The following is a 16,872-nucleotide window of genomic DNA, read 5'->3' on the forward strand; positions in this document are numbered from 1 at the left end:
ATAATGTCGGGATTCACTCATTCAGACGGAAAAGAAGTGTTCAGTCCCTTCAAGCTGATGACTCCGATCGTGTGGCTTACGCGCCTTCTCGTAGGCGCCTATCCGCACTGGCAGGGCTGCGCCCCATCGCCGAAGCAGCGCATCTACTTCGCCAATCACACGAGCCACCTCGACACCATCGTGATCTGGGCCTCTCTCCCTCCGGCGCTGCGCCGGCATGTGCGCCCGGTCGCAGCCAAAGACTATTGGGAAAAAGGCCTCATCAGACGCCGCATCGCGCTCGATGAACTCCACTGCGTTCTGATCGACCGCCGGCGCACCGAGCACACCAACCCGCTCGATCCGCTGCGCGAAGCCCTGCGCCAGGGAGATTCCCTCATCATCTTCCCCGAAGGCACCCGACGGCCTCAGCCGCTGCCGAGTCCGTTCAAATCCGGCATCTGGCACCTGATGACCGAATTCCCGAATGTCGAATTCATCCCGGTCTACATTGAGAACCTGCACCGCGCGATGCCCAAGGGCGTCCTGATACCGGTACCCACCGTCTGCTCGGTGCGCTTCGGCGCGCCCATTGAGCACTCGCCTCAGGACCTCAAGGAAGATTTCCTCAACCGCGCGCGCGACGCCGTTATTGAACTGTCAAAAGCATGAGACTCGGATTCACCATTCAAGAGGCGTATACCTTCCTTTTCTTCGGACTGGTACTGCTCGCGGCGCTCGGCACCTTTTATGTTTCCTGGGCGCTTGGCCGCGCGATCGCTCCGGAGCGGCAGCAAAGACTGCGCGCTGTGAGCTCGCGCCTGCGCATGGCCTGGTGGCTTATTGTCGTCTTTACAATCGCCTTTCTTCTCGGTCAGCCGGCGCTCCTCGTCTTCTTTGCCTTCATCAGCTTCTTCCTGCTGAGGGAATTCATTGCCATTACGCCCACGAAGCCCACAGATCACTATGCGCTCGTGATCGCCTTCTATCTGGCAATTCCGCTCCAGTATCTCGCGATCGGATTCGATCAGCCGGAGATCTACACGCTCTTCATCCCGGTCTACCTCTTCCTGGTTCTGCCGGTGATCATGGCTTTTTCACGCGACACGGACCGCTATCTTGAGCGCGTCGCGAAGGTTCAGTGGGGTCTCATGCTCTGCGTCTTCTGCCTCTCGCATGCGCCGGCAATCGCCATGCTTGACCTGACGCGCTACGGCTCCTCCGGGCCGCTCCTCATGCTCTTCTTCCTCCTCGTGATCTTCGTGTCCGACCTCACAAGCTCCATTGCGAGCTCAATGCTCGGAGGCAGAACGCTACGATTCAACATGAACCGCACCGTCGTCGGCAACGTGATCGGCGGCATTGGCGGCATCATCGCAAGCGCCCTCATGTTCTGGATTACGCCCTTCCGCTTCTGGCAGGCGCTCCTTATGGCGCTTGCCGTCGTGATCGCAGGCGTCCTCGGAGACATTGTCTTCAACTGCGTCCGCCGCAGCATGGGCGGAGAAAGGCTCGCCGGCGAGGGCGACATCTACATTACGCGAGGCCTCCTTGCCCGCCTTGCTCCCATCACTTTTGCGGCGCCGGTCTTCTATCACCTGACGACCATCTTCTTCATTACTTATAAGGACGTCTTCTAGAGGAAGCCCGCTTCTGAAGACGCAAAAAAGCCCGCCTCAAGGAATTCCTGAAAGCGGGCTTTTTTCGCTTTTAGGAACCGGATCTCCGGTTCCTAAAAGCTATTAGCGGCGGCGCTGCTGGCCCTGAGGAGCCGGTGCGCGGCCTTCAATATGACGGAAGGTAATGCGGCCCTTCGTCAGATCATACGGCGAGAGCTCAAGCGAGACGCGGTCGCCGGCGAGAATGCGGATATGGTGCTTGCGCATCTTGCCGTTGGTGTAAGCGATAAGTTCGTGACCGTTGTCGAGCTTCACTCGGTAGCGGGCGTCCGGGAGAACTTCCAGGACCTGACCCGACATCTCAATGAGATCTTCCTTTGCCATATGAATCCATTTGTATGGGGAAACGTAAATCCCGGCGTCTTGTGTTTGAGCCTCTCATTAGGGAGAGTTCATCGCGCCGGACATGCTGCGCCGCCATTCATTCAAAATGAATGAGTAATGCGCGAGCTCTTTGTTCGAAGCGCACGATTTTACACCTACCATCTGCAAATCTGCGATTCTTGGGCGAATTTTTCGATCCATTCTTGAAATAAAGCGCTCAGCGGCGAAAAGGCAGTAATCCTCCTTAAGAACTAGAAAATCGCCGCGGGGTAATATTCTTTCCGTACCCCTCGGGCTTCGAGGCTTTTTCCGACGCCCCGGAGCGCACGATTCGGTCAGCTTTCCGGCCGCACCATGCAATTCAAGCGCCTCACCAGGAAGCCAAGCGGCACACCCTCAGAAGATTGGCGGGTACGAGTCTTGCCTTCTCCGCATGAGCGGGACTCCTACACCATTTTCTTTTCAGCGAAAGCAATTTATCGGAGCAAAGGAATCCTATGAAGTCAGTCCTCGTTCTTTACCACAGCAATTCCGGCCACACCGCCCGCATTGCGCGCCGCATCTGGGAAACGGTCATTGCCGAAGGCAATCAGGCTGACCTGATGTGCGTCATGGAAGCGGATCGCGAAGGGCTTGACTGGAACAAGTACGATCTCGTGATCGTCGGCGCTCCGGTTTTCTACGGCAAGTTCAGCCGTCAGCTCGTGGCCTTCGTCAATCGCTACAAGTCCGTTCTTGATGCCAAGGCGACGAGCTTCTTCTCGGTCTCCGTCGTTGCCCGTACGCCCGCCAAGTGCACGCCCGAAGGCAACGTCTATACGCGCAAGTTCCTCCAGGGCAATCCCTGGAAGCCGAAGGATGCGCACTGCTTCGCCGGCAAGGTCGACTACCCGAACTGGGGCTGGCTTGACACCAAGATGATCCAGATGATCATGAAGATGACGAAGGGTCCGACTGAGCCGACCGCCATCATCGACTACACCGACTGGAAGGATGTCGAGGACTACGCCCGCCATTGCCTGACGCTTGAAGCCTAAGCAATCCTCTGGCGCAGACCGCCTTTGAAGCGGAATCCTCAGAAATGCCGGTCTTTCTGATTCGGGTTATTCCCGAAAGGAAGGCCGGCATTTTGCATTCTGACGCTGAGTTTTTGTCACGCCAATCGACTAAACTGCGCTTCACCCTGATTTTTCGAAAAAATTGCTCATGTCCGATTTCCTTTGGTACGGCGCCTATCCTGCCGGCATTCCTCACACCATTGATCCTGACAGCATTCCCAACATCCCTGCGATTCTCGATGCTGCGGCGAAGAAGTTCCCGAAGCGCACGGGCTATACAAACCTCGGCGCCAACCTGAGCTACACCGACGCTGAAAAGCGCTCCAAGGAATTTGCGGCCTATCTGCAGTCGCTGCCCGACCTGAAGCCCGGCGACCGCGTCGCCGTCATGATGCCCAATCTGCTGCAGTACGTTGTTGCTGTTTTCGGCATTCTGCGCGCAGGCATGACGGTCGTGAACATCAACCCGCTCTATACGGCGCGTGAAGTTCATCATTCGCTCAAGGATTCCGGCGCCAAGGCGATCGTGATCATCGAGAACTTCGCCCGCACGCTTGAGCAGGCCGTCCCGGGAACCAGCTGCACGCGCTTCATTCTGACGGGCGCCGGCGACATGCTTTCCTTCCCCAAGCGCGAGATCGTCAATTTCATGATCCGCCACGTGAAGAAGATGGTGCCTGCCTATGCGCTCCCCGGAGCCGTGAACTTCAGGGATGCGCTCTCCATCGGCCGCTCCGCCGGCTTCAAGCCCGTGGACGTCAAGTCCTCGGACCTGGCGTTTCTCCAGTACACAGGCGGCACGACGGGCGTAGCCAAGGGCGCGGAGCTTACGCACCGCAACATGATTGCGAACGTTCTTCAGGTGAGCGCCTGGATCTCGCAGCGCTTCAAGGAAGGCGAGGAAACCGTTCTTACGGCGCTTCCGCTCTACCACGTCTTCTCGCTGACGGCGACCATGGTCTTTACGCACTGGGCCGCCGAGATGGTGCTCATCACGAATCCGCGCAACCTCGATTCCCTTGCCGGCGAATGCGTGAAGCATGATGTCTCCGTCATCATCGGCGTCAATACGCTTTTTGCTGCGCTCCTGCGCAACCCGGTCTTCAAGCGCGCGAAGCTGAAGCGCCTCAAGCTCACCTGCGGCGGCGGCGCTCAGGTGCAGAAGGTCGTGGCCGAAGAGTGGCTCGCCCAGACCCAGTGCCCGATTCTTGAAGCCTATGGCCTCACGGAATGCAGTCCGGCCGTCTGCGGGAATATCCCGGGAGCGCCCTGGGACGGTTCTGTCGGCGTGCCGATTCCGTCCACCGAGGTATCCATCCGCGGCGACGGCTTCCGCGATCTCGGATTCTGTCCCGAGGGCGAGGATCCCACGCCCTACACCGGAGAAATCTGCGTGAAGGGACCGCAGGTGATGCGCGGCTACTGGAAGAAGCCTGAAGAAACCGCGGGCGTTATTCGCGACGGGTGGCTCAGAACCGGCGACGTCGGTCACATGGACCATCGGGGCGTCGTCTACATTACCGACCGCAAGAAGGACATGATCATCGTTTCGGGCTTCAACGTTTACCCGAATGAAGTCGAAAACGTCATTGCCGCCATGCCGGGCGTCCTTGAAGTAGGCGTCACCGGCGTTTCGTCGCCGAAATCGGGCGAAACGGTGAAGGCCGTCATCGTGAAGAAGGATCCGGCGCTCACCGAAGAAGACGTGAAGAACTGGTGCCGCAAGGAACTTACGCGCTACAAGGTCCCGCACGTGATCGTCTTCGTCGAGAGCCTCCCGAAGACGCCTGTCGGAAAGATTCTCCGCCGCGAACTGAAGGATCTTTAATCCCGTCGACGCCGGGTTGAAAAAACGGGCCGTACGCCTCAATGAGAGATGTACGGCCGTTTGTTTATGGCAGTTCAGCGACCTGCCCGCTCAGAGACCACCGTTGGCCTCCGAGCGGCAAAATCACTTGCGCACGGGAAGCACCGGCTTCTCGCCGCAGGCGCCAACGAGGGCGGCGGCCGTGAGGAAAACCAGCTGAGGACCGAGCTGCGTGTCGACCATCTCGAAATATTCCGTCACCGAGTGCGCATTCATGCCGCGGCCGCCCGAGCAGAGGCAGGTCGCAGGAATGCCGAGACTCATCGGCGCATTCGCATCGGTCGAAGCGCACATGTACTTGGTGAGTTCAATGCCGAGCACCTTCTGTGCGGACCGCGCCGTCTGAAGCACCGGGCAGTCGTCCGGACGCATGCCGGCAGGACGGTTGCCGATCTGGGTCTTCGTGAGCTTAAGCTTCAGGCTTTCATCCGTGATGCCCCAGAAGTCGTTTTCTTCCTGGACGGCTTCCTCAAACGCCTTGAGGACGCGTTCTTCAAGCTTCAGGAGCTCCTCGTTGCTGACCGAGCGCATGTCGACCTCAACCTCGCAGTGCGCAGCGATTGTGTTGACCGTCGTGCCGCCCTTGATCGTGCCGATGGTGTAGGTAGTCTTCGGATCAGCCGGCACCCTGAAGCACCCGACCTTGGCGCCTGCGCGGCAGATTGCATGAATCGCCGACGGGCAGCGTCCGAATTCCGCATAGGAGTGGCCGCCCTTGCCGTCGACGGAAAGACGCCAGCGATGCGAACCGGTAGCGCCGTGGAGGATGCGGCCCACATCGGTTGAGTCGATGGCGACGAAGCCGTCGATGTGACGCGTGCCGTCAAAGAGAGCCTTGGAGCCGCGGATGTCGCCGTTGCCTTCCTCGCCCACCGTACCGACGAAGAGGATGTCGCCTTCGGTCTCGATTTTCTGGTCATTGAACATGCGCAGAATCTGCAGGAGCGCACGAAGGCCCGAGCAGTTGTCGCCAATGCCGGGGGCACGATAAATGTTGCCCTCGCGGCGAACCTTGACATCCGTGCCGGCCGGGAAGACGGTGTCCATATGAGCGCCGAGTGCAAGCACCGGACCGTTGCCCTTGCCGGGACGACGTCCGACGACGTTGCCGATCGGGTCGGTCACAACATCCGTGAGGTCATAGGCGCGCATGAGTTCAGCCACGCGCTTCGCACGGGTTTCCTCGTGGAATGTCGGCGCTTCGATCTCGCAAAGCTCAATCTGCTCCTCCATGGCGCGGTCAACCTCGCGGGCAGCCTGCTCCATGGCAGCCTTCACCGCCGGCATCGCGGCAAGCTTCTTCACCTGAGCGAACACCTCTTCCGAAAGGGGCGGAATATTCTGAGTCATTGAAATCTCCTCTTATGACTATTTGCGAAGGATGCCTGATGATCAGGCTTCCTTCGGGTTATGGGTTTCCGTAGCCTCAACGCGGATGCGCTTTCCAAGAGCCTCCACGCATTCGCCGCCGCGGAGCTTCCTCCCGCGGCGGCTTTCAGGCTCACCATCCACACGGACCTTGCCCTCCTGAATAAGCACCTTGGCTTCGCCTCCGGTAGAGGCAATTCCCGCCGCCTTCAGAAGTGCATCAAGGGTGATGTACTCACCGCGCAGCACAAACGCTGCATCTTTTTCCTGTGTCATAAACCTTTCTTTTACCGAAATAATCGCATCCTCTTATCTCACGTCAAGGAAGCTAAGACAGCAGTTTCTTGAAACCGTGACAGAATGCCATCTCTTAATTATCCAAGAATGCAGGACCCGAATTTACCTTAATGGGACAAACCCTCGAAGAGCCCTGCGGGATTCATTTTCATGCTTTCCTCCATTGCGATCGTTCTCGGGTACCAGGTCGTCGGCGAACTCATCAGCCGCCTCACGGGCATCCCTGTTCCGGGGCCGGTTATCGGCATGGTGCTCATGCTGCTTTCCTTCCTTGTCAAGGACAACCTGATCGGGATTGTGCGCCCGACCGCGGGCGTGCTGCTCGCAAACCTCTCGCTGCTTTTCGTGCCGGCAGGCGTCGGCATCATGCGCCACGGCCAGCGCTTTCTCGATGAAGGCGTCGGCATCATGGTGACGCTCGTTCTTTCGACCATCATCGCCATGCTCGTGACGGCCTACGTCATCATCGCCGTCGAAAAGTGGATGAAGATCAAGGATGAGGATTAACTGAAATGGAAGACATCTTCCTCAATGCTTTTGCCCATTTGGAAACAAATCCGGCATTCTGGCTCTGCCTGACGCTTGCGCTCTACGTCTTTGGTCAGGTCGTATTCCGCGCAGCGAAATTCAATCCCTTCGCGAGCCCGATCATTATTTCGGTTGCCATCCTCATCACGCTTCTTGTCGTTACAGGCATTTCGTACGACACCTATTTCGCGGGAGCGGGATTCATTCACTTTCTGCTCGGCCCGGCAACAGTCGTATTGGCTGTGCCGATTTATGAACAGCGCTCCAAGCTTGCCCGCCTCTGGCTCCCGCTCTCGCTCGGGCTTCTTGCCGGCTGCACGGCCGCCATCGTTTCCGTGATCCTCATCGGGAGCGCCCTCGGCGTATCGTCGGCAACGCTGATGTCTCTCGTGCCGAAATCGGTCACGACGCCGATCGCCATGGGCATTTCGGAAAGCATCGGCGGTCTGCCGGATCTGACAGCTGCACTCGTCGTGCTTACCGGCATGACGGGCTCGATCATCGGCCGTCCGCTCTTCAAGCTCCTCAGGATCCGCTCCGAACCGGTCTGCGGCTGCGCACTCGGCCTCTCTGCGCACGGCATGGGCACGGGCGCTGCATTCCTGATTGGTCAGAAGGCAGGCGCCTTCGCCGGCCTTGCAATGGGCGTTTCCGGCATTATTTCCGCCTTCCTGGCTCCGCTTCTCGCCTTCCCGATCATGCATTTGCTCGGTCGTTAAGCGGCTGAACATCTCTCAGAAAGCCGCTGCGTTCGATCCTGAACCGCAGCGGCTTTTTTTGCGCTTAGAAGTATTTGGAGAGCGCTTCAACTGCCTCCCGGGCAGTACGCCAGTTGCTTCTGCCAGCAGACTGCCCGAGATAAACCGCCTCGAGCTCCTCGCGGCCCTGCCGGCGAGCGGCTTCCGTGAGCGGCCTCATCAGTGCCTCGGGGGAAGGCCAGGCCGGGAGCCTCGGCTCATAATCCTGAAGCGCGTCAAGAAGCGGCGAACGAAGCGCCCGCACAAGCCGTCCCGTATAGAGTCTTGTCATCGTGAGGTGCGCCGCAGTTGCCCAGATGAGGACATTTCTCACATAGGGGCTCGCGAGCGACTCGCACGCTGAAAGAAAGGCCGTACCAGCCATTACGCCGCTTGCCCCGGCGAGAAGCGCACCCAGCGCCTGAGTTCCTTCTGAGATGCCGCCCGCAGCGATCACCGGAAGTCGCGTAGCGCGCGCCGCCGCCGGAACGAGACTCATCAGGCCCGTGAGCACGTCGTCGGGATCCTCAAAATTAGACCTCGGTCCGGCCGCTTCAGACCCCTGGCAAATAATTGCATCCACCCTGGCCGCTCGCAGCACCTTGGCTTCGCGAAGCGTTGTCGCCGTGCCGATATTCATGATCCGGGCATCGAAGAGCGCTTCCGCCTCGGGCTCGCGGAAGCCCCCGGAAGTCGAAATAACAGCCGAAGGCTTTGCTGCAAGAATGGTTGCAAAACGCTCATCAAAGGATTCACGCTCGCGCGCTGAAGCAAAATCGTAGAACGCTTCACCCTCGGGCGAGAGCGGATCAGGAAGCTCCAGATCCTTCAGTACTTCCGAAAGGCCTTCGGCGAGCTCATGAAGATCCTCTTGACGATGCGTGACTTTCGGGGGAATTCGAATCTGAATGGCAAAGGGCTTATCCGTAAGGCTCCGAATTTCCTCTGCCGACTTCCGGATATCTTCCGCCGTCATGCCGCCCGTCGGAAGCACGCCAAGCCCCCCGGCAGCGCTCACTGCCGCAACCAGTTTCGCCCCGGCCGTTCCCGTCATCGGCGCAGAAAGCACTGCGCGCTCAATGCCGAGACGAGCAGCAAACTCCTTTTCCCGCCGCTGCGCCTCTTCAAGAATGCCGATCGATTCCGACGTACTCGTCATTGCTCCCTCGCTAAAATCAGCGCCGGTTGAAACTTTTTTACCGGCCCCCGCATTCTAGGGTGCTCTTTCCCATGTCTAAAGAAAAAGTCGTCGTCGGCCTCTCCGGAGGCGTGGATTCGTCTGTAAGCGCCTGGCTCCTCAAGGAACAAGGCTATGAAGTCATCGGTCTCTTCATGAAAAACTGGGAGGATGATGACGACAGCGAGTACTGCTCCTCGCGCCAGGACTTCATTGATGCGACGGCTGTCGCCGACGTGATCGGCATCGACATCGAGGCAGTCAATTTCGCGCGCGAATATAAGGAACGCGTCTTTTCCGACTTCCTTCGCGAATACTCTGCCGGCCGCACGCCCAATCCGGACATTCTCTGCAATTCTGAGATCAAGTTCCGGGCCTTTCTCGATCACGCCATGCGCATGGGCGCAGACTGGATTGCCACCGGCCACTATGCGCGCGTCAGACGCGACAACGGCATGACGGAACTTCTGCGGGGCGTCGATCCGGGCAAGGACCAGAGCTACTTCCTCCACCGGCTCTCCCAGGAACAGATCCGCCGGGTGCTTTTTCCCGTGGGCGGCATGCTGAAGACGGAAGTGCGCAGGATTGCTGACGAGATTGGCCTTCCCAATGCGAAAAAGAAGGACTCAACCGGAATCTGCTTCATCGGCGAACGTCCCTTCCGGGAGTTTCTCAATCGCTACCTCCCGACGAAGCCCGGCCCCATCAAAACGCCTGACGGAAAGATCGTGGGCGAACACATCGGCCTCTCCTTCTATACGCTCGGCCAAAGAAAGGGAATCGGCGTGGGCGGCCAGCAGGATTCAACGGGCGAACCCTGGTTCGTTGCCGCCAAGGATCTCAAGACCAATACGCTCTGGATCTGCCAGGGCCACGATCATCCCTGGCTTCTCTCGCATGAGCTCACTGCCGTACATCCGAGCTGGATTTCAGGCGTCGCTCCCGATCCGTCGCTTCCCGTGACCGTGAAGACCCGCTATCGCCAGAAGGACGGCCCCTGCAGAATCGGCTCCATCACGCCGGATTCCTTCGAACTGCTTTTTGACGAGCCTCAGTGGGCCGCCACTCCCGGACAGAGTGCGGTTCTCTACCAGGGAGACGTTTGTCTCGGAGGCGGCTTCATCGACGTAGTCGAGCGCTGAGCCTCGAAAAGCCTCGAACGCAAACAAGAAAAACGGCGGAGAACTCTAAGGAAAGTTCCCGCCGTTTCTTTATTGATCTTCAGAGAAGATTACTCGCTCTTCGCTTCCCCGGCATTTTCCGCCTTGGGCGAAACTTGGCGCAGTTCAAGCTGAGCTTCATGTTCCGCACGCTTCTTGCGGGCAATCAGGTGGCCGATGATGACGACTACCGCCGCACCGCCGATGCAGAAGGGATAGTGCGCCATGAAGCTGAATTCCGGCCAGTGCGTCGCCACATAACCGTCTGAAACGATCATGCCGCCCGCGATCCAGCCAAGCAGACCGCCGCCGAAGTAAATGATGATCGGGAAGCGGTCGAGGAGCTTCAGCACGACCTGGCTGCCGAAAACGATGAAGGGCACGGAAACGATAAGGCCAAAGATGACGAGCAGCGTCTGATGCGCTTCATGCGCCTGCTGGGCCGCGCCCGCGATGGCAATCACATTGTCGAACGACATGACGAAGTCGGCAACGATGATGGTCTTGATGGCACCGAGAAGCTTGGAGCTGCCTTCAATTTTTTCGTGTGAATCGTATTCCGGAATCAGGAGTTTGACGCCGATCCAAAGCAGAAGGAGCGCGCCCACGACCTTGAGGAAGGGCAGGTCGAGAAGCATCACTGCAAAGGTAATCAGCACCACGCGCAGACCGATCGCGCCCGCGGTACCCCAGAAAATGCCTTTCGCACGCTGCTCATGCGGCAGATTGCGGCAAGCCATGGCAATGACGACAGCATTGTCGCCGCCAAGGAGGATGTCGATCATGATGATCTGTCCGACTGCCCCCCAATGCAGATTCACCAACAGATCCCACAAATATTCCACAGTGTCTCCCCTTTATTAGGATTTTTTTTGGACTTGAGATTTTAAACGCAGAGGTTTACACACGCTGTAATTTGGCCTGCCCGTTACATCTGATCTTCGGGCAGCTCCACCTCCCCGCGAAGCACTTTTTGTATCGCAGACATGCTGAATCCCCGGGTTGCCAGGTATCGGACCATCTTTTCACGCTCCTTCCAGTCCTTTGGAAGCTCGCTCCAGCGACGGCCCCATATCCGCAGCGCCCTTACCTCTTCGGGCTCTTCGAGCGACGCCATGGCTTCTTCAATCGCTTCGTCGGAAACTCCGCTCATGCGCAGCTCGCGCTTCAGGCGCATGTCGCCCATGCGTCCGGCGCACGAACGGATCTTGGCTTCCGCATAGCGTTCGTCCGAAAGAAGCCCCATGCTTTCGAGCTTGTCGAGCGCCGCTGAAATTTCCTCGCGGGTCTCCCCCTCGAGGAGCCCCTGAAGGAGCTTTCTGCCGAGCTCGCGCCGGGAATATTCACGCCTTGAAAGCGCATCCACCGCGCGCGTGAGGATGTTCCTGACGGGCTTGGGCTTTCTGCCGCCGCTGCGCCTTCTGCGCTCGGCTTCAAATACCTCCGGATCCGTACAGGTATCGCGATCCACCTCGACCACGGTGCCGTCTTCACGAAGCACATCGAAAGCGGCGACATCTTCAGGGGACGTAATGATATGAGGTCCTGCCGAGCCCGCTTCCGGAGCTTCTGCAGCACTCCTGATGCTTTTCCTTTCGGCTTTTTTCCGCCGGGCAGGCTTTCCCGCTCTCGGTACCTGAGCCTCATCGCTCAAGTCATCGGGCTCAAATGCCGGCACGCTTTCAGGGAGGGCAGGAGGAGCCTCCGCAGATGCCTTTATCCAATCCGGCAACTTTGCGGGCGGCGCGCCGAAAGGACCGGGGGCCGGAGCAAACACCGGCTCGAGTCCCAGTGCATCCTCAAGATCACCGAAAAGCGACTCCTCGCGCGGATGCTCGGAAATCCTGACTGCGGCTTTTGCCGGGGCTGCAGAAGATGCGCCGGGCTTCAACGGTTTCTCTGGCTTCGATTTTGCCGTTTCCGGAACCGGCTCCAGATCATCATCCTTAAAAATAACTTCCATCGGCACGAAGAAGCCTCCGCTTTGCTTAGGCGGAGGCCTCCTGAATGTTTGGTTGATCTAAGGATTAGAGATCGTCATCCACTTCGCGGGCGGGCGGGACATCGTCCACATCCGCATCGGCCGTCGGCATGTCGAGCGCCTCCATATCCTCATCATCCACCGCAGTGATGCTGGAAACATGCGCACCCTTAAGCTCGCGGATCTTTTTCTCAATCTCCTGCTGCAGCTCGACGTTTTCCTTCAGAAGATCACGCACCTTTTCCTTACCCTGACCGAGACGATTCCCGTTGTAGGAGTACCAGGCGCCCGACTTCTCGAGCACATTGAGTTCCGTACCGATGTCGATAATTTCGCCGAGACGTGAAATGCCCTGACCGTAGAGGATGTCGAACTTCACCTGCTTGAAGGGAGGCGCAACTTTATTCTTGACAACCTTCACTTTCGTTTCGTTGCCGATCACTTCATCGCCCTTCTTGATCGCACCCACACGGCGGATGTCAAGACGCACGGAGCTGTAGAACTTGAGTGCATTACCGCCCGCGGTGGTCTCCGGATTGCCGTAGCCGCCGATCTTCATGCGGATCTGGTTGATGAAGATGACAATGCACTTCGTGCGGGAAATATTGGTGGTGAGCTTGCGAAGCGCCTGGGACATCAGACGCGCCTGAAGACCAGGCAGCGAATCGCCCATCACGCCTTCGATTTCATTCTTGGGCGTAAGCGCGGCCACCGAGTCAACGACGATCAGATCAACTGACCCCGAACGCACAAGCGCATCAACGATTTCGAGCGCCTGTTCGCCCGTATCCGGCTGCGAAAGCAGGAGATCGGGGACCTTAACGCCGAGACGCTGCGCATACTGGATGTCGAGCGCATGCTCGGCATCAATGAAGGCGCAGGTGCCGCCCGTCTTCTGCATTTCTGCAATCACCTGAAGCGAGAGCGTCGTCTTGCCTGAGGATTCCGGCCCGAAGATCTCAATAATGCGCCCCTTCGGAAGCCCGCCCACGCCGAGCGCGAGGTCGAGCGACAGCGACCCGGTCGAGCAGACTTCAATGTTCTGCGGTTCGAGATTGTCGGACATGCGCATGATGGCGCCCTTGCCGAACTGCTTTTCGATGCTGGCAAGCGCGATGGACAGCGCCTTCTTGCGCTCGTCGCCTTCCTTGCGTTCCACGGGCTGGGAGCGTGCGCCGTTCTTTGTAGCCATGATGTTCGTCCTTACAAAAGAGATTCGTTTCACCCGTTCAAATGAAAAATTCTCAATAATTTTTCGAACGAGGATCAAAAGATCATTTTTTGAATATTTTGCACAAAAATGATCTTCTACTTTATTGATAGTTGGGTAAAATCAATTCACAGTCATCCTGTGACAAACGAACAATAGCATTACTTCAGTCGGATGCGCAATGGTCTCTTTTGTTAGTGGTTACCCTAACATTCGACACAAATAGACGCTTGCGAGCATCTCGTCGTCTCCCGTTTCTTTTTTGACGCCCTTGACAAGTGAAATTGATTGGGGCAAAATTCGCTTCCTCAAACGAAAGCTCCTGTGCGGCTGATGACCGTCACTTGGGTCGTTAGCTCAGCTGGTAGAGCAGCGGACTTTTAATCCGTTGGTCGTGGGTTCGAATCCCGCACGACCCACCAAACACAGTAAGCATTCGTTAGTTGGGAACGTAGCTCAGTTGGTAGAGCAGCGGACTCTTAATCCGTCGGTCCAGGGTTCGAATCCCTGCGTTCCCACCAGGTTTCAATGAAGCTGGTGCGGAAAGTTATAATCTGCATCATCTTCGGGAACGTAGCTCAGTTGGTAGAGCAGCGGACTCTTAATCCGTCGGTCCAGGGTTCGAATCCCTGCGTTCCCACCAATTTCAAAAAGCCCGCCAAAATGGCGGGCTTTTTGTTTTTCTACCTCCGGCGCCGTCAGGTAATACCTCAGCATTCCGCTGAATTCTGCGAAGAGCTGCCCTAAGCGCCGCCGTCGCAGCCTGTAGACTGCATCAAATACGTTTTTCCGGAAGTACCTTGCCTAAAGGCTTCCGCCGCAACCCTCTTTTGACCTCATCCCATGATCAAGCTCGAACACATTACGCAGACTTACGTCAGTCCTGACGGAACGGCGTTTGATGCGCTCAAGGATGTCTCCATACACATCCGCTCCGGAGAAATCTTCGGCATCATCGGTCGCTCGGGGGCTGGCAAGAGCACGCTGGTACGCTGCATCAACCTGCTCAACCGCCCGACGAGCGGCAGCGTCATCGTCGACGGCCAGGATCTCACGAAGCTTTCCGACGACAATCTGCGCAAGGTCCGCCGCTCCATCGGCATGATCTTCCAGCACTTCAATCTTCTCTCCTCGCGCACGGTCTACGACAACATCGCGCTGCCGCTTGAACTCACCGGCACGCCGAAGGACCAGATCCGCGAGAAGATCACGCCGCTCATCCACCTTGTGGGTCTTGACGAGCACGCCAATAAATATCCGTCCCAGCTTTCAGGCGGCCAGAAGCAGCGCGTCGGCATCGCCCGCGCACTCGCAAACGACCCGAAAGTGCTTCTGTCGGACGAAGCAACCTCTGCGCTCGACCCCGAAACCACCGTCGCCACCCTGGAGCTCCTGAAGCGCATTAATCAGGAACTCGGCGTCACGATCGTCATGATCACGCATGAAATGAACGTCGTGAAGCAGATCTGCGGCCGCGTAGTCGTCATGAATAAGGGCGAAATTGTTGAGGAAGGCGACGTGATCGACATCTTTGCGCGTCCGCAGTCCGAAACCACGCGCGCGCTCATCGGCCAGGTAATGGCCCGCGATCTGCCTCAGTCCATCGTCGATACGGTGAATGCCTCGCGCGCCCTCAATGGCCGCGACAATGTGCACCTGCTCCATCTTTCCTTCATCGGCGGCGAGGTGACGGAACCCGTCATTTCGCTTGCTTCGCGTGAATTCGGCATCAACTTCAACATCCTGAGGGGTACGGTCGACGACCTTCAGGGCCGTACGCTCGGCACGCTCACGCTTCTTGTCGTAGCCCCGGGTGAAACCTATCGAAAAGCCGTGGAATTCATCCGCGACCGCGGCGTTCTCGTCGAGGAGATCCAGAATGTCTAATACGCTCGTCAGCATGATCTCGTCCTCCTTCCTCGAGACCATCATCATGGTGCTCGTCTCGGGAGGCATCGGCTCTGCACTCGGCATCCCGCTCGGCATTCTGCTCTTTGTTACGGACAAGAAGTCCTTCATGCCGATGCCGAAGTTCCACTTCTGCCTCGCCATCGTCATCAATGCGCTGCGCTCGATTCCGTTCATCATCCTCCTCGTCGCGATCATTCCGTTTACTCGCCTCGTGGTAGGTTCCTCCATCGGTACGGCGGCAGCCATTGTTCCGCTCACGATTGCGGTTGCGCCCTTCATTGCCCGTATTGTGGAAACGAGTCTTCGTGAAGTCGACAAGGGGCTTGTTGAAGCAGCTCAGGCCATGGGTGCTTCCCATGCGCAGATCGTCTGCAAGGTGCTCCTCCCTGAAGCGCTCCCCGGCATTCTCGCCGGCCTCACCATCGCTACCGTGAGTCTGATCGGCTTCTCCGCCATGGCGGGCGTCGTGGGCGGCGGCGGCCTCGGCGACCTCGGCATCCGCTACGGCTACCAGCGCTTCATGCCTGAAGTGATGTGGCCCGTCGTCTTCGTCCTCATCATTCTGGTTCAGGGCCTTCAGTCGCTCGGCGACTACCTCGTGCGCAGGCTCTCCCACAAGTAAGCCTGAAGATCACGATGCTTCATTGAAGCCGCCACTGGGTCCCGGTACAAGCTGCCGGAACCATTGGCGGTTTTCTTTTGCCGCGACATTTCGTCTTCGATACACTTCCCTCAATTTTCAAACTCTTCAGAGAGACTGTTGTCATGGCAGACTTGTCGGATACTGCAAAGCGGAACGAGCTCAATGGCATGTTCTGGCAAACGCTTAAAACGCCTGCACTACCCTGTATCGGAGATCCGATTAAAGCCACCAGAATTTTTCACTCCAACCTCGCGGCAATCACCTGGAATAGTCTCTCAACGCTAGAGCAGAATCCGGCAACACTTCCACAGACATCCACAATCCTTGCTGGTCAATCCGTTGGCGGCATCAGTATTGATGATCTCATGCAGGTCAAAAACTTCGCCGATGGCGCAAAAAAACTGATCGAAATGGTTCGCAGCGGCACATTTAATCTGGATATTGAAACTGCCTGCGCGCTTCACCAATATGTCGGCAAGGAAGAGGCTCTTGACTGGGGAGTCCTGCGATATTCAAAAGTTTCCATTCAAGGAACGGCATATATCCCGCCGAACGCAAGTCTTTTGCCGTCAATTGCAGAAAAGGGCTTCAGTTTTCTTCGCAATCAGATAGTTAATCCCATTGAACGCGCTTTTGCGGCGTTTCTCTTCATGTCCCGCTCTCAGTTCTTCTTTGACGCCAACAAACGCACTTCGGTCCTCATGATGAACGGGATTCTCCTTTCGAATGGATACTATCCTGTGACGGTCCTCAAAAAAGATAGTGAAGTTTTTTATGCAAAACTTGCCGTCTTTTATGAAACCGGCGACGCTGACGATATGATGGAATTTCTCGGTTCTCTCGCCGGGCAAATGTACGAATAGCCGCTTTCTCTGAGAACCCAGGCCCGGGCGTTGACGCTTTTGCCTCAGGCGCGGGATAATCGCGAGCTCAATTTTCGCCCAACTGTCCGC

At 57.6% G+C, this 16,872-nt stretch carries 17 protein-coding genes and 3 tRNA genes; 13 read left to right on the plus strand and 7 right to left on the minus strand.

The features are described 5' to 3' along the window. Positions 1-57: 57 nt before the first annotated feature. Together FG381_RS06775 and FG381_RS06780 are read left to right on the plus strand one after the other, a co-directional pair. Positions 58-651 carry a lysophospholipid acyltransferase family protein gene (locus FG381_RS06775; protein WP_139689155.1) on the plus strand — a complete coding sequence of 198 codons (594 nt, stop codon included), beginning with the start codon at positions 58-60 and terminating at the stop codon, positions 649-651. Next, a complete protein-coding gene (locus FG381_RS06780) occupies positions 648-1,619 on the plus strand; it encodes a phosphatidate cytidylyltransferase (protein WP_139688112.1) in 972 nt (323 codons plus the stop codon). The genes FG381_RS06775 and FG381_RS06780 overlap by 4 nt, the downstream gene beginning before the upstream one ends. A 102-nt stretch (positions 1,620-1,721) precedes the next feature. Here FG381_RS06780 and infA read toward each other — a convergent pair whose 3' ends face one another. Then, positions 1,722-1,982: a translation initiation factor IF-1 gene (infA, locus tag FG381_RS06785; RefSeq protein WP_139688113.1), complete on the minus strand. Its 261-nt coding sequence runs from the start codon at positions 1,980-1,982 to the stop codon at positions 1,722-1,724. A gap of 497 nt (positions 1,983-2,479) precedes the next feature. Here infA and hemG point away from each other — a divergent pair, with 497 nt between their 5' ends. Together hemG and FG381_RS06795 are read left to right on the plus strand one after the other, a co-directional pair. After that, complete coding sequence (gene hemG, locus FG381_RS06790) at positions 2,480-3,019, plus strand: menaquinone-dependent protoporphyrinogen IX dehydrogenase (protein ID WP_139688114.1); 540 nt, start codon at positions 2,480-2,482, stop codon at positions 3,017-3,019. 169 nt (positions 3,020-3,188) lie between these two features. Continuing rightward, positions 3,189-4,868: an AMP-binding protein gene (locus FG381_RS06795; protein WP_139688115.1), complete on the plus strand. Its 1,680-nt coding sequence runs from the start codon at positions 3,189-3,191 to the stop codon at positions 4,866-4,868. A gap of 123 nt (positions 4,869-4,991) precedes the next feature. Here FG381_RS06795 and FG381_RS06800 read toward each other — a convergent pair whose 3' ends face one another. Together FG381_RS06800 and FG381_RS06805 are read right to left on the minus strand one after the other, a co-directional pair. Further along, positions 4,992-6,257, minus strand: coding sequence for a M20/M25/M40 family metallo-hydrolase (locus FG381_RS06800; RefSeq protein WP_139688116.1), 1,266 nt, complete (start codon positions 6,255-6,257; stop codon positions 4,992-4,994). A gap of 42 nt (positions 6,258-6,299) precedes the next feature. Continuing rightward, complete coding sequence (locus tag FG381_RS06805; protein ID WP_139688117.1) at positions 6,300-6,551, minus strand: RNA-binding S4 domain-containing protein; 252 nt, start codon at positions 6,549-6,551, stop codon at positions 6,300-6,302. A 171-nt stretch (positions 6,552-6,722) separates the two neighbouring features. Here FG381_RS06805 and FG381_RS06810 point away from each other — a divergent pair, with 171 nt between their 5' ends. Both FG381_RS06810 and FG381_RS06815 read left to right on the plus strand, forming a co-directional pair. Then, on the plus strand, positions 6,723-7,079 hold the full coding sequence (locus FG381_RS06810) for a CidA/LrgA family protein (RefSeq protein ID WP_139688118.1): 357 nt from the start codon (positions 6,723-6,725) through the stop codon (positions 7,077-7,079). A 5-nt stretch (positions 7,080-7,084) separates the two neighbouring features. After that, the gene (locus tag FG381_RS06815; protein ID WP_139688119.1) at positions 7,085-7,819 is read left to right on the plus strand and encodes an LrgB family protein; all 735 of its coding nucleotides are present in this window, start codon (positions 7,085-7,087) and stop codon (positions 7,817-7,819) included. Between the two features lie 64 nt (positions 7,820-7,883). Here FG381_RS06815 and FG381_RS06820 read toward each other — a convergent pair whose 3' ends face one another. Further along, positions 7,884-8,996: an NAD(P)H-dependent flavin oxidoreductase gene (locus FG381_RS06820; protein ID WP_139688120.1), complete on the minus strand. Its 1,113-nt coding sequence runs from the start codon at positions 8,994-8,996 to the stop codon at positions 7,884-7,886. A 71-nt stretch (positions 8,997-9,067) separates the two neighbouring features. On the opposite strand from FG381_RS06820, the gene mnmA reads away from it, so the two are divergent. Then, positions 9,068-10,156, plus strand: a complete 1,089-nt coding sequence (mnmA, locus tag FG381_RS06825) for a tRNA 2-thiouridine(34) synthase MnmA (protein WP_139688121.1) — start codon at positions 9,068-9,070, stop codon at positions 10,154-10,156. A gap of 89 nt (positions 10,157-10,245) precedes the next feature. Here the strand turns inward: mnmA and FG381_RS06830 are convergent, their stop codons facing one another. From FG381_RS06830 to recA, 3 genes are all read right to left on the minus strand, one after another. Beyond that, on the minus strand, positions 10,246-10,959 hold the full coding sequence (locus FG381_RS06830) for a TerC family protein (RefSeq protein WP_374042048.1): 714 nt from the start codon (positions 10,957-10,959) through the stop codon (positions 10,246-10,248). A gap of 143 nt (positions 10,960-11,102) precedes the next feature. Next, a complete protein-coding gene (gene recX, locus FG381_RS06835; protein WP_226960332.1) occupies positions 11,103-12,137 on the minus strand; it encodes a recombination regulator RecX in 1,035 nt (344 codons plus the stop codon). Between the two features lie 64 nt (positions 12,138-12,201). Further along, complete coding sequence (recA, locus tag FG381_RS06840) at positions 12,202-13,347, minus strand: recombinase RecA (RefSeq protein WP_139688124.1); 1,146 nt, start codon at positions 13,345-13,347, stop codon at positions 12,202-12,204. A gap of 364 nt (positions 13,348-13,711) precedes the next feature. Between recA and FG381_RS06845 the strand changes: the two genes are divergently transcribed. The 6 genes from FG381_RS06845 to FG381_RS06870 all read left to right on the plus strand — a co-directional run bounded on the left by FG381_RS06845 (position 13,712) and on the right by FG381_RS06870 (position 16,782). Then, positions 13,712-13,787, plus strand: a tRNA-Lys gene (locus FG381_RS06845). Positions 13,788-13,810: 23 nt separating this feature from the next. Then, a tRNA-Lys gene (locus FG381_RS06850) sits at positions 13,811-13,886 on the plus strand. Positions 13,887-13,932: 46 nt separating this feature from the next. Beyond that, a tRNA-Lys gene (locus FG381_RS06855) sits at positions 13,933-14,008 on the plus strand. Positions 14,009-14,208: 200 nt separating this feature from the next. After that, on the plus strand, positions 14,209-15,252 hold the full coding sequence (locus tag FG381_RS06860; RefSeq protein WP_139688125.1) for a methionine ABC transporter ATP-binding protein: 1,044 nt from the start codon (positions 14,209-14,211) through the stop codon (positions 15,250-15,252). Further along, the gene (locus tag FG381_RS06865; RefSeq protein ID WP_139688126.1) at positions 15,245-15,898 is read left to right on the plus strand and encodes a methionine ABC transporter permease; all 654 of its coding nucleotides are present in this window, start codon (positions 15,245-15,247) and stop codon (positions 15,896-15,898) included. Before FG381_RS06860 ends, FG381_RS06865 begins: the two co-directional genes overlap by 8 nt. Before the next feature lie 143 nt (positions 15,899-16,041). Continuing rightward, positions 16,042-16,782: a Fic family protein gene (locus FG381_RS06870; RefSeq protein WP_139688127.1), complete on the plus strand. Its 741-nt coding sequence runs from the start codon at positions 16,042-16,044 to the stop codon at positions 16,780-16,782. Positions 16,783-16,872 lie beyond the last annotated feature (90 nt).

This window comes from Sutterella faecalis (assembly GCF_006337085.1).
GTDB classification, from domain to species: Bacteria; Pseudomonadota; Gammaproteobacteria; order Burkholderiales; family Burkholderiaceae_F; genus Sutterella; species Sutterella faecalis.

Excerpts from the sequence above, each read along its gene's own strand:
- FG381_RS06775 (WP_139689155.1), top strand. The coding sequence starts at position 58 with ATGACTCCGATCGTGTGGCTTACGCGCCTTCTCGTAGGCGCCTATCCG.
- FG381_RS06780 (WP_139688112.1), top strand. The coding sequence starts at position 648 with ATGAGACTCGGATTCACCATTCAAGAGGCGTATACCTTCCTTTTCTTC.
- infA (WP_139688113.1), bottom strand. The coding sequence starts at position 1,982 with ATGGCAAAGGAAGATCTCATTGAGATGTCGGGTCAGGTCCTGGAAGTT.
- hemG (WP_139688114.1), top strand. The coding sequence starts at position 2,480 with ATGAAGTCAGTCCTCGTTCTTTACCACAGCAATTCCGGCCACACCGCC.
- FG381_RS06795 (WP_139688115.1), top strand. The coding sequence starts at position 3,189 with ATGTCCGATTTCCTTTGGTACGGCGCCTATCCTGCCGGCATTCCTCAC.
- FG381_RS06800 (WP_139688116.1), bottom strand. The coding sequence starts at position 6,257 with ATGACTCAGAATATTCCGCCCCTTTCGGAAGAGGTGTTCGCTCAGGTG.
- FG381_RS06805 (WP_139688117.1), bottom strand. The coding sequence starts at position 6,551 with ATGACACAGGAAAAAGATGCAGCGTTTGTGCTGCGCGGTGAGTACATC.
- FG381_RS06810 (WP_139688118.1), top strand. The coding sequence starts at position 6,723 with ATGCTTTCCTCCATTGCGATCGTTCTCGGGTACCAGGTCGTCGGCGAA.
- FG381_RS06815 (WP_139688119.1), top strand. The coding sequence starts at position 7,085 with ATGGAAGACATCTTCCTCAATGCTTTTGCCCATTTGGAAACAAATCCG.
- FG381_RS06820 (WP_139688120.1), bottom strand. The coding sequence starts at position 8,996 with ATGACGAGTACGTCGGAATCGATCGGCATTCTTGAAGAGGCGCAGCGG.
- mnmA (WP_139688121.1), top strand. The coding sequence starts at position 9,068 with ATGTCTAAAGAAAAAGTCGTCGTCGGCCTCTCCGGAGGCGTGGATTCG.
- FG381_RS06830 (WP_374042048.1), bottom strand. The coding sequence starts at position 10,959 with ATGATCGACATCCTCCTTGGCGGCGACAATGCTGTCGTCATTGCCATG.
- recX (WP_226960332.1), bottom strand. The coding sequence starts at position 12,137 with ATGGAAGTTATTTTTAAGGATGATGATCTGGAGCCGGTTCCGGAAACG.
- recA (WP_139688124.1), bottom strand. The coding sequence starts at position 13,347 with ATGGCTACAAAGAACGGCGCACGCTCCCAGCCCGTGGAACGCAAGGAA.
- FG381_RS06860 (WP_139688125.1), top strand. The coding sequence starts at position 14,209 with ATGATCAAGCTCGAACACATTACGCAGACTTACGTCAGTCCTGACGGA.
- FG381_RS06865 (WP_139688126.1), top strand. The coding sequence starts at position 15,245 with ATGTCTAATACGCTCGTCAGCATGATCTCGTCCTCCTTCCTCGAGACC.
- FG381_RS06870 (WP_139688127.1), top strand. The coding sequence starts at position 16,042 with ATGGCAGACTTGTCGGATACTGCAAAGCGGAACGAGCTCAATGGCATG.